Consider the following 15874-nt stretch of genomic DNA (forward strand, 5'->3'; position numbering starts at 1 on the left):
CCCCATGCCGCTGAAGACGCCCTTCCGCTCCAAAGCCTCGATCCCGGTGATCCTGATCGCCGTGGTCGGCGTGCTGCTGATCCTCTACGCCTGGCGCTTGCCGCCGTTCTCCAGCGCGCGCCAGACCACCGAGAACGCCTACGTGCGCGGCAGCGTCACCGTGATCGCGCCCAAGGTCGACGGCTACGTCGCCCAAGTGCGGGTGCAGGACTACATGCGGGTCGAGGCCGGCCAGGTGCTGGTCGAGCTGGACGACCGCAACTACCGCCAGCGGGTCGAACAGGCGCGGGCCAATCTGGCCGCGCAGGAAGCCAATCTGGCCAATTCGACCCAGGCCCAGCGCGTGCGCGAAGCGGCGATCGCCAACGTCGAGGCGCAACTGGCCGCGGCCCAGGCCAACCTGGCCCGCGCCCAGGCCGACATGCGCCGCGCCAACGCCCTGGTCGGCGACGGCTCGCTGTCGCAGCGCGAACGCGACCAGACCCTGGCCGCGTTGCGCCAAGCCGAGGCCGCACTCGGTCAGGCCCAGGCCGCGCGGCGTTCGGCCGGGGAGGACGTGCGTTCGGTGATCGTCAACCGCGAAGCGCTGAGCGCCGCGGTCGGCAACGCCAAGGCGGCGCTGCGGCTGGCGGAAATCGACCTCGCCAACACCCGCATCCACGCGCCGCAGGCCGGCCAGCTCGGCGAGATCGGCGTGCGCCTGGGCCAGTACGTCACCCCCGGCACGCAGCTGATGCAACTGGTGCCGCGGCGTCTGTGGGTGGTGGCCAACTTCAAGGAATCGCAGACCGCGCGCATCCGCGCCGGACAGGCGGCCTGGTTCCGGGTCGACGCGCTGGACGGCGCGGTGCTCAAGGGGCGGGTCGAACGCTTGTCGCCGGCGACCGGTTCGGAGTTCAGCGTGATCAAGACCGACAACGCGACCGGCAATTTCACCAAGGTCGCGCAGCGCTTGCCGGTGCGGATCGCGATCGATCCGGACCAGGAGCTGGCGCAGCGGCTGCGGCCGGGCCTGTCGGTGGAAGCCACCGTCGATACCGCCAGCGCGATCGACGAAGCGGCGGTGCGTCGCGCCGAACAGGCCGCCGCCGCCGAAGCCGCGCGCGATGCGGCGGTGCCGGTGGCGGAACTCGATGCCGCATCGATGCCGGCGCGCCGCGTGCAGGACGGTCGCTCGGAAGGCGCTGTCCAGGCGGCGGGTGGGCCCGTGCCGGCGCAACCGGAGCCGCGGCGATGACCCCAATGCAGGCGCGTCCGACGGCGCCGGCCCGGCGGCGCTGGTTCGGCCTGGCGGCCGGGGTCGCGCTGTTGAGTGCCTGCGCTGGTGTGCCGGCGCCGCCGGAACGGCCCGAGCCGCCCGCCGCCTGGCGCGACGCGCCCGGTGCCGGCATCGCGGTGCAGCGCGACTGGTGGCGCGGCTACAACGACCCGGTGCTGGCCGAGCTGGTCGAACGCGCCCTGCGCGACAACACCGATCTGCGTGTCGCCGCGGCCCGCGTCGCCGAAGCGCGCGCCTTGCTCGCGGCGCAGGGGGCGGCGCAATGGCCGAGCCTGGACCTGGCGGTGAGCGCGACGCGCTCGCGCAGCCTTGCCGCCAGCGGCCGCGCCGTGGTGTCGGAGGTGACCCAGCCGCAGTTCCAGGCCGCGTTCGAAGTCGATCTGTGGGGTCGGCTCGATGCGCTGACCGATGCGGCGCGGGCCAATCTGCTGGCCAGCGAAACCGGTGCCGACGCGGTCCGGCTCGGCATCGCCGCGGCGGTGGCCCAGGCCTATCTGGGACTGCGCGCTGGCGATGCGCGTTTGGCGGTGGCGCAGCGTACCCTGGCATCGCGCGAAGGTGCGCTCAAGGTCGCGCAGCGGCGTTTCGATACCGGCTACAGCTCGCGCCTGGAGCTGGCCCAGGCGCAGGCCGAATATCGTGCGACCGCTCAAGTCGTGCCGCAGCTGCAGTTGGCGATACGGCGCCAGGAAGACGCGTTGTCGGTGCTGCTCGGCCGTGCGCCGCAGGCGGTGCCGCGCGGCCTGGCGCTGGGCGACATCGCCGCGCCGGCGCTGCCCGATGCGGGCATGCCCTCGCAGTTGCTGCGCCGCCGCCCGGACATCGCCCAGGCCGAGGCGCAGGTCGCTGCGGCCGACGCCGGACTCGCCGCGGCGCGCGCGCAGTTGCTGCCGACGCTGCGCCTGACCGGTTCGCTGGGGCAGTTGGAATCGAGCTTGCTGCACAACGACCCGATCCGCCTGTGGAGCGTCGGCGGCAGCGTGCTGGCGCCGTTGTTCAATCGCGGCCGCCTGCGCGCCCAGGTCGATGCGAGCGCGGCCCGGCGCGACCAGGCGGTGCTGGGCTACCAGAAGACCGTCTTGACCGCGTTCGCCGAGGTCGAGGACGCGCTGGCCGCGATCGCGCGCCTGCGCGAGCAGGGCGAACAGGCCGAGCAGCAGCGCCAGGCGCTGGCCGAGGCTTTGCGCATCGCCCACAACCGTTACAACGAGGGCTATGCCTCGTACCTGGAAGAGCTGGACGCGCAGCGCAATCTGTTCAATGCCGAGCTGACCGTGCTGCAACTGCGCGGCGAGGCGCTGGCGGCGGAGGTGAATCTGTACAAGGCGCTGGGCGGCGGGTGGGGCGCGGCGGCGGGGCCTTAGACGCGAAGCGCGGCTCCCATTGGCCTGCCGCTTCAACAGCGGGCAACGGCCGTGCCGGTTCAACCCCGATCCAACTCCGCCAACGCCAGCTCGATCGCTGCGAATTCCTTGTCGGCCTCGTCCTCGTCGCTGAGGAACCAGGCCGCCGACAACGCCTGGAAGGCGGCGATCCACTGCAGCAGGCGCCGCCGCTCCAGGCCGGCGCGCTCGACCACGATGCCCACGCGCCGTTCGAAACGGCCCGGCGCCAACGCGGTTTCTTGGTCGGGATCGGTGAACAACACCGCGTACTCGAAGCCGCGCTCGCCGATCACCCGCTTGGGGTCGATGGCGATCCAGCCGCGTTCGGGGCCGGCGTCGAGCACGTTCTCGTGATGCAGGTCGGCGTGCAGGGGCACGACTTCGCGCGGCTCGGCGAGCAGGCCCTGGGCGATGTCCCAGCCGCGCGCGAGCAGGCCGCCATGGCTGCGGGCGTAGGTTTCCAGATCGGCGAACCAGGGGCGCAGCGGCACCAGGTCCTGCGGCACCGGCGTCGTGCGCGGCGCATGCAGGCGCGCGGCGGTGTCGCACAGGATCGCGGTGGCTTCGTCGTCGCGGCCGTCGCGCGCCATCTGCGCCAGCGAACGCGGGCCGCAGGCGCGTTCCAGCAGCAAGGCGTCGGCGTCGCTGGCCAGCACCCGCGCGGCGCCGTCGCCGTTCCACCACTGCATCAGCAGGCGGCCGTGGCGTTCCTCGGTTTCGCGCGCGAGCTTGAGCATCGCCGGCGCGCCGGCGTGGCGGACCGGCAGCAGATCGCTGCTGTGGGTGCGGATCGGACTGCCGTCGGGAGTCAGGTTCCAGTCGGCGAGGTGGCGGTCGAAGGGCGAAGTCATGGGCGCGCAGGCGAGAGGCGATGATGCCGATATCGGGACCGCCCCGGAGTTGCGCAAGCGCCGGCGGCATGGCCGCGACGCGTTTCGTGCCGCGCATCGCATCCATCCGCCATGGCGGCTGCGTCGGACCATGCCGGCTTGGACGGCGGTGGGGGGACGGACTCGCGCGACCGCCTGCGGGGTATCGGAGCGGACGCCGCGGCCTCGGTGTTGCGACGGCGTTGCGGCGACGGCCGATCGCGCGGCGCTCAGTCGCTCGAGGCGTCCGCCTGTGCGGCTGCCGCCGCTTCGCGTTCCTGCAACACCAGCGCCGCTTCGGCGTCGGCGGCGACGCGATGGCGCAGCGATTTGCAGCGTTCCACGCCAGCGTCGGTGAGACGCAGACCGTCGTCGTCGCCGGCTTCGACCAGGGCGGCTTCGATCAGGCGTTCGCGCAGGGCGAGCGAATGCGCTCCCGGCGCGTGCCCGGCATCGATGCGCTGGAGCACGTCCAACAGGGCCAGTTCTTCGAGACTGATCGGGTCCATGCGGCGCTCCTGTGCGACGGCGCGATTGCGCGCACTATGCCACGGCGGTCGAAGTGTGCTGAATGAGTTCGTATTCAGCGAAGGAGGCGTCAGCCGCGGGGATCGATGGCGCCGCAACCTCGTTGCGAGGGCGGCGGCGATACAAAAAGGAACCTCGCCCCGGCGCGGCGGCGGCACCGCAAAAGGAACGCCGCCCGAAGGCGGCGTTCCGGCAAAGCGGGCGATGCGACGCGCGGTGCGCCGCATCAGCGACCTCAGGCCGCGGCGTCCTTCAGCTTCTTCAGCGGACGGACCTTGACCTTCACCGTGGCCGGCTTGGCGGCGAACCACTGCTCTTCCTTGGTGAACGGGTTGATGCCCTTGCGCTTCGGCTTGGCCGGAACGTTGACGGCGGTGATCTTCAGAAGGCCCGGCAGGGTGAACGCACCGGCGCCCTTCTTGTTGATCGAGGCATGCACCGCGCCCTCGAGCGCGCCGAGCACCGCGCGGATGTCCTTGGCGACCACGCCGGTGGCTTCCGCCAGGTGCGCGACCAGACCCGACTTGCTCAGCACTTCCTTGATCGGCTTCGGAGCGGCCGGCTTGGCGGCGGCCTTCGGCGCGGCCTTCTTCTTTGCAGCGGTTTTCTTGGTAGCCATAGTTTCTTCCGGTAGTACTCGTTGGATGGATGGGTTGCCTGGATAACCCCTCGGCAAGGCGGAATGTAGGGCATGCCCGACGCGCCGCCAAGAGTTTTCGAGCAAAAATTAGCTGTTTTTCAGTGCCGCCTCGGCGTGGGTCGGTTCCGACGCGGGCAAAACCCCCGTCCGGCGAGGCGTTTTGCGACCGCGTGCGCAGCGGCCGCAGGCCACGCAAGAAGCGGAAAAACCCGGACTTCGCGCATTCCTGCGGCGGCGCAGCGACGGTTTGCGCGCATGCGGCGCGCGGCGTCGTCGCGCGCCGCGGCGCCGGTACGGGCGTTCAGTCGCGGTGCGGGCGGGCACGCTCGGCACACATGCCGCGGGACGGCGCGGCGCGGTTTCGCCGGCTCAGCCGCGATGTTCCAGCGCGAGGTACTCGGCCGACTGCATTTCGATCAGGCGCGAGGCGGTGCGTTCGAACGCGCCGGCCAGGCGTTGGCCGCGGTACAGCGCGGTCGGGAGCTCGGCGGCCGTGCACACCAGATTCACATGGCGGTCGTAGAACTCGTCGATCAGATTGATGAAACGCCGCGCCGGGTCGTCGTTGAGGCCGTCGAACAGCGGGATGCCGCCGACCAGCACGGTGTGGTACTCGGTCGCGATCTCGATGTAATCGCTGGCCGCGCGCGGGCCCTCGCACAGGGCGGCGAAGTCGAACCAGCCGTGGCCGTCGGCCAGCGCGCGCACCGGGATATCGCGGCCGTCGATGCGCAGCGGGCCGGTTTCGGCGATGCAGGCGGCGGTCAGCTCCTTCCAGCGCCCGCTCAGCCACAGGTCGGAATCGGCGTCCAGCGGCGCCCGGTACACCGGCGAGCGGGTCAGCGCGCGCAACCGGTAGTCCTGCGCGCTGTCCAGCAGCAGCACTTCGCAGTGGGCCTGGAGCTGCGCGATCGCCGGCTTGAAGCGGTCGCGCTGCAGGCCGTCGGCATAGAGGTTGGGCGGCGCGGTGTTGGAGGTGGTCACCAGGGTCACGCCCTCGGCGAACAGGCGTTCCATCAGCCGGCCGAGCAGCATCGCGTCGCCGATGTCGATGACGAAGAACTCGTCCAGCACCAGCACCCGCAGGTTCTCGCGCCATTGCCGGGCGATCCGCGCCAGGGGGTCGCTCTCGCCGGCGTGTTCGCGCAGCTGGGCGTGGATTTCGCGCATGAAGCGGTGGAAATGGGTGCGGCGCTTCTCGGCGATCGGCAACTGCTCGTAGAACAGGTCGATCAGGAAGGTCTTGCCGCGACCGACGCCGCCCCACAGGTACAGGCCGCGCACGCCTTCGCGCGGCTTGCCGCGCAGGCGGTCGAACAGGCCCTGGCGCGGCGGTGCCTGCAGGGCGGCATGGATGCGGTCGAGTTCGCGCAACGCCGGGCGCTGCGCCGGGTCGTCGCTCCAGTCGCCGCGGGCGACGCCGGCGGCATAGGCTTGTGAAGGGGACAGAGCGGTCATGCGCAGTAGGGCTCGTCGGGCCGGCTCATGCCGCCGCGGCGTCGGCGGACGCGGCGCAGGCGCGGCGCGTCCCGCAGGGCCGGTCGGGGAACATGGGCCGCGTTCCGGTCAGTTCGGGGCCGGCGCGGAAGCGCCGGGAAGTTCCGGCGGCAGGTGCGGGCGCACGCCGTTCTTGATCGCGCCGCGCAGGTCGATCAGGCGGCGATGGAAGAAATGCCCGGTGTCGGGCATGCGCACCAACTCGGGCGGCTGGCGCAGGCCGTCGATCCAGGCGTATACGGCCTGCGGATCGACGATCTCGTCGGCCTCGCCCTGGATTACCAGCCATGGATAGCCGCTGGGCGGAGCGATGCGGTCGAAATCCCAGCGCCCGGCCGGCGGCGCGATCGAGATCAGCAGCTTGGGCTGCAGCTCGTCGGCCATGCGCAGCGAGACATAGGCGCCGAAGCTGAAACCGGCCAGCCACAGTTGCGCGTCGGGCCGGGTCGCGCGGACCCAGGCGGCGACCGCACGCAGGTCGTCGCCTTCGCCTTCGCCCTGGTCGAACTCGCCTTCCGAGCCGCCGACGCCGCGGAAGTTGAAGCGCACCGTGGCCGCGCCCGACTCGCGCAAGGCGCGCGCGGTCATGGTCACGACCTTGTTGTGCATGGTGCCGCCTTCGGTCGGCAGCGGATGGCAGACGATGGCGACGATCGGCCGCGGCGCGGATTCGGCCGCTTCGACGATCAGCTCGAGCGCGCCGGCGGGGCCGGGCAGGGTCAGCGTCGCGGCTGCGTCGCCGGGGAAGGCGGGAAGGTTCATGGGGCGCATGATACGGGCCGCCGTCGGCGAGGTGTTACGCCGCTGTGTAGTCCGCGCCGCGCATCGCACGCGCGGCGGTCTGCGGGCAGACCGGGCACAGCCGTGTGCGGCCGGCCCTCTCGTCGCGGCCGGCGCTCAGTGCGCCTGCAGATCGAAGCCGAGCAGCAGCGGGTCGTGATCGGAGCTGCGCCACGGACCGCCGCCGCCGTCGCGGTAGCCGGCCTCTTCGGGTTCGTCGGCGTTGACGTGCCATTCGGCCGCGCCGCGCAGGCGCGGCGCCAGCGCCGGCGACAGCAGCGCATGGTCGAGCCGGCCGAGTTCGCCGCGGTACACATAGCTGTAAGGCGCCTGGACGCCGGCGACCGCGAACGCGTCGCGCCAGCCGGCCGCGTACAGCGTGCGCAGCGGCGCTTCCTGCGCATGCGCGTTGAGGTCGCCGACGATCAGGTTCATGGCGCTGCCGCTGGCGGTGGGGTCGCGCCGCAGCCAGGCGTCCAGCCGGCGCGCGGCGTCGACCCGCGAGGCGTTCCAGCACGAAGCGCCGTCGCCCTGGTCGCGGTCGGCGCCTTCGGCGTTGCCGCAGCCCTTGGACTTGAAGTGATTGGCGGCGACCACGAAGGCCGGGCCGCGCGCGCCGCCGGGGCCCAGGGCCTGGAACGCCTGCGCCATCGGCACCCGCGCCAGCGGGCCGAACGGGTCTTGCTGCAAGACCGCGGCGACGCCCTGCGCGGCCACCCGCTGGCTGCGGTAGATCAGGCCGACCCGGATCGGGTTGTCGCCCGGGCCGCGTTGCGATTGCGCGCAGGGCTGCTTGCATGGCGCCGCGAAGCGCCAGTCCTGGGCGCCGCCGACCGCGGCGTCGGCGCGGTCGAGCGCCGAGACCAAGGCGGCGAGGGTGGACTCGGGGCCATAGCCGTCGTTCTCCAGTTCCATCAGCGCGGCGACGTCGGGGTTCAAGGCGTGGATGGTCGCGACCAGCTTGTCCAACTGGGCCTGGTACTCGGCCGGAGTGCGCGCGCCGCGCAGGGTCGGGAAACCGCCGCCGCGGCCGTCGCCGTTGAACAGGTTCTCCAGGTTGAACGCGGCGATGCGCAGATCGCCGGCGACCTGCGGCGGCGCCGGGCGCGGCGCCGCGTGCAGCGTCGGCGCGGCATCCGGGTGCAGCACGTAGCCGTCTTCGCCCGGCACGACCACGCCTTCGACGCTGTCCAGCCGGCTGCCGCTGCGCGCGACGAAGGCGGTCGCGCCGAGCGCGGCTTCGCCGCCGCTCAGCGACAGGCGCCGGCGGGCGTTGTCGGCGGCGATCGCGCGCGCCGCCTCGCTGCCGGGTTCGGCGCGCTCGGTCGGCTGCCACAGCGGACCGTCGAACGACACCAGCAAGCGACCGCGCTTGCGGTCGCGTTCGGCCAGGGTCAGCGGAGCGGCGATGCGCACGCGCATGCCTTCCAGCCGGCTCCATTGCGGCGGCTGCGCCACCGCGACCGGCATCAGTCGCCCCAACGCCTTGCCGGCGCGCGCCGGCAAGGCCTCGCTGCGCTGCGCGTCGAGCGCGGTCAGCGACGAGCCGCGGCCGTGCGGCGCTTCGTAGACCCGGCCGTGCACGCGCACGGCGTGACCGAGCGCCAGCGAAGCCGCGGCCGGTCCGGTGATCCAGATCGCGTCGGAGGTGGCTTCCTCGCCGTCGCCGGCATCCTGCAGCAGCCAGCCGGGCGCGCCGTCGGCGCCGCGCAGGGAGGCGGTGATGCGGCCTTCGACCGTCGCTTCGCGCCCGACCCAGGCGCTGGCGGCTTCGCGGCCCTGGACCGTGCCGACCGCGACCGCGTCCGGGCTCCGCGGCGGGCCGGGCGTGCGCGTGGGCGCACCGGCGCAAGCGGCGAGCAGCAGGCAGGGGGCAAGGGCGCAGACGGAACCAAAACGCGGCATGGCGGAACTCGGGTCGGGCCGGGACAGCCGGCATTATCGGCAGCGCCGCGGCCGCGCGTCGTGTGCCGGCGGGCGGCGCTGCGGTCGCGTCCGGGCGGTTCGCCTCCGCAGCCGGGGCTCGAGAACGCCGCCCGCATAAAGCGAAACGCCGCCCGGAGGCGGCGTTCGGCTGGACGCGATCGGCGGCCGGCTTACTTGATGTTGGACAGCATCCAGTCGACCGTGGCCGAGACCTGCTCGTTGGTCAGGGCCGGGTTGCCGCCCTTCGGCGGCATCACCCCGGCGCTGCCGGTGAAGCCTTCGATGGCGTGCTTGTGCAAGGTGTCCTTGCCCTTGGCGATGCGCGCGCCCCAGTGCGCGCTGTCCAGGGTCGGGGCGCCGCCGGCGCCGGACTTGTGACAGCCCGCGCACAGGCTGTCGTAGATCACCTGGCCGTCGAGCGTGCCGCCGTAGGCGACCTGCGAGGCGGCCTTGGCCGCGGCCGCGGCGACCGCCGCCTGCTGCGCGGCGGCGCCGGTCGAGCCGGCGTAGACCGCGCCGACCGGACCGATGCGGTTCTCGGTGCGCTGCGCCGCGCGCGGATCGATTTCCGCCGGCAGCTGCTTGTGGACGAAGTAGGCGGCGATCATCAGGCCGAGGGTGACCAGCATCAGGAAGCCGATCACCATCGAGAATTTCTTCAGGAATTCTAGGTCGTAATTGCGCACGATCCACCTATTGCGTGCGACCGCGAGGGCGCACCTGAGCCATCGACGTGGCCGTACCGGGGATCGGCGCGGCCGCTGCGGACCCGCCCCATGACGAACCCGCCGAGCGCTGCCTTGCGGACAGAGATCGCGGGCCGGGAATGCCGGTCGGGTAGTTCCGCCGGACAGTTTAGCCCAATCGCGGCGGCCTGCGACCGGGCGCCGCAGGGGCCGCAAAGCCCCGCCGCGACGCGCATCCCACTCGCAGGCGCGGCCGGCGCACGGGACTTGTGCGCCTTGCGTCGGTCATCGCCCGCCCCTATAACCGTTCCCGATCCACGAGCACGGTCACGGACGATGATCGCAGGGCCAGGGTCGGGCCGCCGCCGGCGCCCGCGCCGCCCGCGACCCGGACGCGCGCCGCGCCCGTACGCCACCCCCACAAGGACCCCCTATGTCCCGTTGGACCACGCAAGAACTGTTGACCCGACTGGCCGCCAGCTTCGGCGCCGACAACGTCGAAGAAGTGCCGACCGCCGATTCGGCGATCCAGGTCACCCTGCCGGAAGCCGGCGACCTCGGCGTCACCATCGCGCTGACCGACCGCGAGATCTTCGTCTCCACCCCGCTGGTCGAGGCCGCCCAGGTCCGCGACGCGGCCGGCTTCAACGAAGCCTGCCTGCGCCTGAACCCGATCAACCCGCTGTCCAACCTCGGCCTGACCACGATCAACGACCGCGACGTCTATATCGTGTTCGGCGAAATGGCGCCGGACTCGACCGCCGAGCAGGTCGAGCTGGAAATCCGCACCCTGGCCGACAACGCGATCGACGCGGTCGAGGCCCTCAAGTCCTATCTGGTGAGCGCATGAGCCTGCTGCAGAAAATCCTGACCCTGTTCCGCGGCACCGCGCACGAGGCCGGCCAGGCCGTGGTCGACGCCAACGCGCTGAAGATCCTCGACCAGGAGATCCGCGACGCCGGCAACGAGCTGATCCGCTCCAAGGAGGAGTTGACCAAGGTCATGGCCCAGCGCCAGCTGCAGGCCAACCGCAGCAAGGACCGCTTCGCCAAGAAGGCCGAGTACGAGACCTACATCGCCGGGGCCCTGCGCCAGGGCAACGAGCAGCTCGCGCGCGAAGTCGCCGAGCGCCTGGCGACCGTCGAAACCGACCTCAAGAACGACGAGCAGGCCATCGCCAGCTACGACGCCAGCATCAACCAGCTCAAGACCGCGATCACCGCGACCGAGCGCAAGCTGGCCCGGGTCAAGCAGCAGGTCGACACGGTCAAGGCCACCGAGGCGGTGCAGCGGGCCCAGACCGCGGTCGCCGCGCGCCATTCCGGCGCCACCGGCAAGGTCACCACCGCGCTGGACTCGCTGGAGCGCATCCAGCAGCGCCAGGCCGAACGCGGCGCGCGCCTGCAGGCGGCGGCGCAGCTGGAAGCCGAGAGCGGCGACGGCGACCTCAACGCCAAGCTGGCCAACGCCGGCCTGCTGCCGGAATCGACCAGCGTCGACAACATCCTCGAACGCTTCCGCGAGAAGCCGGTGCAGCAGCTGACCCACGAGCCGCTGTCGCTGCCGGCGATGGAGATCAAGGACGCCGAGCAGGTCGAGCGCAAGAACTGAGACCGCCGCGCGTCGTCCCCGTGCAGGCGGGGGCGGCACGCGGTACGGCGAGGGTTCGCGATCCACGCGCCCCGGCGCTCGCCATTTCTGCCAACGCGGGGCCGGGACTGCGCAGCGGCACGAGTGCGCAGTCTCCGGATTCCAGGCTCTTGCCCGTCGTTCCCGCGCAGGCGGGAATGGCGGGCGGCATCGCGGCAGGGGCTGTGAAGTCTCCGGATCTGCGCCCGCGCGAAGACGACCGACGCAAAGGAGGCGGCGCGTCCGAGCATTCGTCTCCGCCGTCGCGATAGCTGTAGTCTTCGCCGCAGCTGCCGCGACCGGCCCGCGGCCAACCGCTTCCCGCCCCCCGTTCCGCACCGCCCCACACGGACGTCACCAGGCACCCGCTCAGAATGATCGTCATCGGCAAGCTCTACCGCCTCGTCCGCGGCCACCTGCGTCGGATCAGCTGGGGCGTGGTCGCGACTGCGCTGGTGCTGCACATGGGCCTGACCTGGCTGCTGCTGGCCTGGGCCGGCGAAGCCAAGCTGATCGCAGCCGACGCCTTCCTCTACTACTACATGACCACGGCCAGCACGATCGGCTACGGCGACCTGTCGCCGGGCTCGACCGCCGGCCGCTACGTCGTGGCCTTGTTCGTGATGCCGGGCGCGATCGCCCTGTTCGCCTCGGTGCTGGCCAAGACCAGCGCCAGCCTGCTGCATTTCTGGAAACGCCACCAAATGGGCAAGATGAGTTACGACGACCTGCAAGGCCACACCGTGCTGATCGGCTGGCATGGGCGCGAATCCGAGCGCCTGGTGCGACTGCTGCTGGCCGACACCCACACCGACGACGAGGGCATCGTGCTGCTCGCCGAAGGCCTGACCGAGAACCCGATGCCGGACCAGATCCGCTTCGTCGCGGTCGACTCCTATGCCGACTGCGGGGAGTACACGCGCGCCGCCTTGGCCGGCGCGGCACGGGTGATCGTGCACGCGGCCGACGACGACCGCTCGCTGGCGGCGGTGTTCGCGGTCATGTCGCACCGACCGGCGGCGCACGTGGTCGCGCATTTCGACGCCGCCGCCGCGGCCGATCTGGTGCGCAGCCATTACCCGCACATCGAGTGCACGCGCCCGCTGCACGTCGACGTGATCGCGCGCGCAGCGCAGGACGCCGGCAGTTCGCTGGTCGCCGGCGAATGGCTCGGCGCCGGCGGCCCGACCCAGTTCAGCCTGCAGGTGCCGGCCGACGCCGCGCCGGTCCAGGCCGGCAAGCTGGCCGGCGCGTTCCGCGCCCAGGCTGCGTTGTGGGTCGGCTACCGCGACGGCCGCAGCGCGGCGCCGGTGCTCAACCCGCCCGATCATGTCGAGATCGCGCCCGGCACATTGTTGTATTACCTTGCCGACGCCCGCATCGACGGACGCCGCGTGCCCTGGGCCGCGCTGGCGGCCGGCTGAGGCGAGTGCGGCGATACCGGGCCATGCGAGACGAGGGCAGGCGATGAGTTGGTTGAAGGGATTGTTCGGCGGCAACGACAAGGCGCCCGCGAAGCCGGCGCTGCCGTTCGCGCACGAACTGCCGTTGGGGCTGCGGATCAACGGCCGGGTCGCGTTCGACACCATGATGTACCGCGCCCACCCGCAGGCCTGGAGCGCGCAGCTGCCCGAGGGCCACCAGGGGATTCCCTGCTACGGTCACATCGACCTCGGCGGCGGCCATGCGCTGCACCGCTTCTACCTCGACGACGACGCCTACCTGCAGGTCAGCACCGCCAGCGGCCAGATCGAGGGCATCAAGGCCTTCATGTTCCAGGAAACGGTGAACCCGCCCAACCAGGCCGCGTTCCAGCGTTTCATCCACGAACATCCGCACCTGGGCGCGGACCGGATCGAATACGCCGGCCGCACCTGGTACCGCGAGTTCGGCGATGGCGAGGCCGCGGCCAAGGTGCCGGCGGTGGTCTACGACGAGGTCCTGTACCGCCACGACCCGCCGCGCCGCGACGACGACCTGACCCATTACGCCATGCTCTACCGCCGCGAGGTGGCCGAGCCGGAGCGCGAGGAATTCCTGCTGGTCACCGCCGAGGACTACGGCCCCAGCGAATTCGTCGTCACCTACGCGATCGGCCTGGACCTGACCACGGCCGACCTCGACATCACCTGAGCGCCGCGCCGCTCGTTCTTTCGCCTCAAGGATCACCATGGACGCCCCGATCACCGCCCACAGCTTCCTCAACTTCCTCGCCTACGCCGGCACCGGCATCGGCGTGCTGATCGCCGCCGCGGTGGCCGTGCTGCTGATCACCCCGCATCGCGAGCTGAGCCTGATCCGCGAAGGCAACGTCGCCGCCGCGACCGCGTTCTCCGGCACCCTGATCGGCCTGGCGCTGCCGCTGCATTCGGCGATTTCCAACTCGGTCAGCCTGATCGACGCGGCGATCTGGGGCGCGGTGTCGGTGGTGGTGCAACTGCTCGCCTTCCTGCTCGCGCGCCTGGTCCTGCCCAAGCTGTCGCAGCAGATCAGCCTGAACCAGGCCGCCGCCGGCATCTTCTCCGCCGGCGTGTCGATCAGCGTCGGCCTGATCAACGCCGCCGCGATGACCCCGTGAGCGATGCCATGAATCCGACCCAGAGCAAGCGTTCGCGCCAGCTGCGGCTGGTGTTGATGGCGGTGGCCGTGCCGGCCGCGCTGACCGGCTGCGAGGACGAACCCAGCGGCAAGATCCTGACCGCGCGCGAAGAATGCGCGGTGCAGACCGAAATCTCGGTCGCCGACTGCCAGGCCGCCTACGAGAAGGCGCTGGCCGACCACGCCAAGCTGGCGCCGCGCTTCGAGAGCGAGCGCGAGTGCAACGACCAGTTCGGCGCCTGCCAGCCGGTGCCGCCGCAGTACGCCAACGGCAACCAGAACAGCTTCATGCCGCCGATGGCCGGGTTCCTGATCGGCTACGCCGTCTCGCAGGCGATGAACAGCGGCGGGGGCGGCTATTACTATGGCGTGCGCGGCGTCTCGCCGCTGTACCGCGACTACCGCGGCGGCGGCTACCTGCGCCCCGGCGGCGAATACGTCGGCAAGAGCAGCGGCATGGTCCGCGGCAAGTACGGCGACACCGCCCTGCCGACCCGCGCGGTGACCGTGTCGCGCGCCGGCTTCGGCTCCAGCGCCGCCGCGCGCGGCGGCTTCGGCGGCAGCCGCAGCAGCGGCAGCTCGCGCGGTTGGGGCGGCTGAGCGCTGCCCCCATCTCGAACCGCATCCGACCGACCACGGACGACCGCACCGAATGAAGCGCATCGCCGCGACCCCGCGCCCGGACTGGCGCGAGCAGGCCCAGTCGCTGGGCTTCCATTTCCATACCATCGACGGCGCGCCGTACTGGGACGAGTCGGCGTACTACGCCTTCAGCCTGCGCCAGATCGAGGACGACATCGAGCAGCCGACCCAGGACCTGCACGACCTGGCGATGGGCCTGGTCGACGAGGTGGTCGGCTCGGAAGAACTGTTGCAACGGCTGGCGATTCCGCCGCAGTACTGGGACTGGATCGCCCAGTCCTGGCAACGCCGCGAGCCGCATCTGTACGGGCGCATGGACCTGGCCTACGACGGCCGCGGCCCGGCCAAGCTGTACGAGCTCAACTACGACACCCCGACCTCGCTGTACGAGGCGGCCTACTTCCAGTGGCTGTGGCTGGAACAGGGCATCGCCGCCGGCACGCTCGGCGCCGGCGCCGACCAGTACAACCGCATCCAGGAACTGCTGATCGAAACCTTCGGCAGCCTGGCCCGCGACAAGCGCATCGTCACCCCGGTGCATTTCGCCGCGGTCGAGGGCTCGGCCGAGGACCAGGGCACGGTGCGCTATCTGCGCGATTGCGCCGAGCAGGCCGGCGTCGACACCCTGGAGCTGAGCATCGAAGGCATCGGCCTGAGCGCCGAGGGGTGGTTCACCGACGCCGACGACCGGGTCATCCGCACCCTGTTCAAGCTGTATCCGCTGGAATGGATGTTCGCCGAGGAGTACGGGGCCAAGCTCGCCGGCTCGCAGGTGCAACTGATCGAGCCGGCGTGGAAGGCGATCCTCAGCAACAAGGGCGTACTGCCGCTGTTGTGGGAGCGCCACCGCGGCCATCCCAACCTGCTCGAGGCGCATTTCGAGGACGATGCCGCGGCGCCGTTGCCGGCCGGCTGGGTGCGCAAGCCGCTGTTCTCGCGCGAGGGCGCCAACATCGAGCTGGTCATCGCCGACGGCCAGCGCCTGAGCAGCGACGGCCCCTATCGGGACGGCCCGACCGTCCGCCAGGCGCACCACGCCCTGCCGCGCTTCGACGGCGCCGACGGTGCGCCGAACTACCCGCTGATCGGCAGCTGGGTGGTGGCCGACGTCGCCGCCGGCATGGGCCTGCGCGAGGACGCCGGCCCGATCACCCAGGACAGCTCGCGCTTCCTGCCGCACGCGATCGTCGAAGACTGAGCGCTTCGGCGCGGCATGGGACGGCCGCCTCGCGGCCGTCCATACGCCGGCGCGTGGATTGAGCGAATTCCGCACTGCGGCCCAGTTTGGCCGTGATTGCGCCCGTGAAAGCCCGGGCCGCGATCCCTGGATGTATCGATGATCCCAGAGCGGGCCGGGCGGCCCGCCCGCGTCCGCATCGCGGACCGGCGCCTCGATTCTAATCTCGGGAGTAAGG

The 15874-nt window shown here is 71.6% G+C and carries 16 protein-coding genes; 9 read left to right on the forward strand and 7 right to left on the reverse strand.

Going from position 1 to position 15874, the window contains the following annotated elements:
- The first annotated feature begins 4 nt into the window (after positions 1–4).
- Positions 5–1237, forward strand: coding sequence for an HlyD family secretion protein (locus TX83_RS07790; RefSeq protein ID WP_064747374.1), 1233 nt, complete (start codon positions 5–7; stop codon positions 1235–1237).
- A complete protein-coding gene (locus TX83_RS07795) occupies positions 1234–2643 on the forward strand; it encodes an efflux transporter outer membrane subunit (RefSeq protein WP_222423734.1) in 1410 nt (469 codons plus the stop codon). Before TX83_RS07790 ends, TX83_RS07795 begins: the two co-directional genes overlap by 4 nt.
- Positions 2644–2702: 59 nt before the next feature.
- Here the strand turns inward: TX83_RS07795 and TX83_RS07800 are convergent, their stop codons facing one another.
- The 7 genes from TX83_RS07800 to TX83_RS07830 all read right to left on the reverse strand — a co-directional run bounded on the left by TX83_RS07800 (position 2703) and on the right by TX83_RS07830 (position 9590).
- Positions 2703–3515: an aminoglycoside phosphotransferase family protein gene (locus TX83_RS07800; protein ID WP_064747376.1), complete on the reverse strand. Its 813-nt coding sequence runs from the start codon at positions 3513–3515 to the stop codon at positions 2703–2705.
- A gap of 248 nt (positions 3516–3763) precedes the next feature.
- Positions 3764–4042: a hypothetical protein gene (locus tag TX83_RS07805; protein ID WP_064747377.1), complete on the reverse strand. Its 279-nt coding sequence runs from the start codon at positions 4040–4042 to the stop codon at positions 3764–3766.
- Positions 4043–4296: 254 nt separating this feature from the next.
- The gene (locus tag TX83_RS07810; protein ID WP_064747378.1) at positions 4297–4680 is read right to left on the reverse strand and encodes an HU family DNA-binding protein; all 384 of its coding nucleotides are present in this window, start codon (positions 4678–4680) and stop codon (positions 4297–4299) included.
- A 390-nt stretch (positions 4681–5070) separates the two neighbouring features.
- Positions 5071–6159 carry a cell division protein ZapE gene (gene zapE / locus TX83_RS07815; protein ID WP_064747379.1) on the reverse strand — a complete coding sequence of 363 codons (1089 nt, stop codon included), beginning with the start codon at positions 6157–6159 and terminating at the stop codon, positions 5071–5073.
- A gap of 108 nt (positions 6160–6267) precedes the next feature.
- Positions 6268–6960, reverse strand: coding sequence for an alpha/beta hydrolase (locus TX83_RS07820; RefSeq protein WP_064747380.1), 693 nt, complete (start codon positions 6958–6960; stop codon positions 6268–6270).
- 135 nt (positions 6961–7095) lie between these two features.
- A complete protein-coding gene (locus TX83_RS07825; RefSeq protein WP_064747381.1) occupies positions 7096–8883 on the reverse strand; it encodes an ExeM/NucH family extracellular endonuclease in 1788 nt (595 codons plus the stop codon).
- A 191-nt stretch (positions 8884–9074) separates the two neighbouring features.
- A complete protein-coding gene (locus tag TX83_RS07830) occupies positions 9075–9590 on the reverse strand; it encodes a c-type cytochrome (RefSeq protein WP_064747382.1) in 516 nt (171 codons plus the stop codon).
- 433 nt (positions 9591–10023) lie between these two features.
- On the opposite strand from TX83_RS07830, the gene TX83_RS07835 reads away from it, so the two are divergent.
- The 7 genes from TX83_RS07835 (at position 10024) to TX83_RS07865 (ending at position 15657) form a co-directional block, all read left to right on the forward strand.
- A complete protein-coding gene (locus TX83_RS07835) occupies positions 10024–10440 on the forward strand; it encodes a YjfI family protein (RefSeq protein WP_064747383.1) in 417 nt (138 codons plus the stop codon).
- Positions 10437–11201, forward strand: a complete 765-nt coding sequence (locus tag TX83_RS07840) for a PspA/IM30 family protein (protein ID WP_064747384.1) — start codon at positions 10437–10439, stop codon at positions 11199–11201. The genes TX83_RS07835 and TX83_RS07840 overlap by 4 nt, the downstream gene beginning before the upstream one ends.
- A gap of 392 nt (positions 11202–11593) precedes the next feature.
- Positions 11594–12643, forward strand: a complete 1050-nt coding sequence (locus TX83_RS07845) for a potassium channel family protein (protein WP_064747385.1) — start codon at positions 11594–11596, stop codon at positions 12641–12643.
- A gap of 43 nt (positions 12644–12686) precedes the next feature.
- Positions 12687–13352, forward strand: a complete 666-nt coding sequence (locus TX83_RS07850; RefSeq protein WP_064747386.1) for a DUF2491 family protein — start codon at positions 12687–12689, stop codon at positions 13350–13352.
- A 37-nt stretch (positions 13353–13389) separates the two neighbouring features.
- Positions 13390–13797: a DUF350 domain-containing protein gene (locus tag TX83_RS07855; RefSeq protein ID WP_064747387.1), complete on the forward strand. Its 408-nt coding sequence runs from the start codon at positions 13390–13392 to the stop codon at positions 13795–13797.
- Between the two features lie 8 nt (positions 13798–13805).
- Positions 13806–14417: a DUF1190 domain-containing protein gene (locus TX83_RS07860; RefSeq protein ID WP_064747388.1), complete on the forward strand. Its 612-nt coding sequence runs from the start codon at positions 13806–13808 to the stop codon at positions 14415–14417.
- A gap of 52 nt (positions 14418–14469) precedes the next feature.
- Positions 14470–15657, forward strand: coding sequence for a glutathionylspermidine synthase family protein (locus TX83_RS07865; RefSeq protein ID WP_064747389.1), 1188 nt, complete (start codon positions 14470–14472; stop codon positions 15655–15657).
- Positions 15658–15874: the final 217 nt, after the last annotated feature.

Origin of the sequence: Lysobacter antibioticus HS124, assembly GCF_000336385.2 — a bacterium.
GTDB lineage: Bacteria > Pseudomonadota > Gammaproteobacteria > Xanthomonadales > Xanthomonadaceae > Lysobacter > Lysobacter firmicutimachus.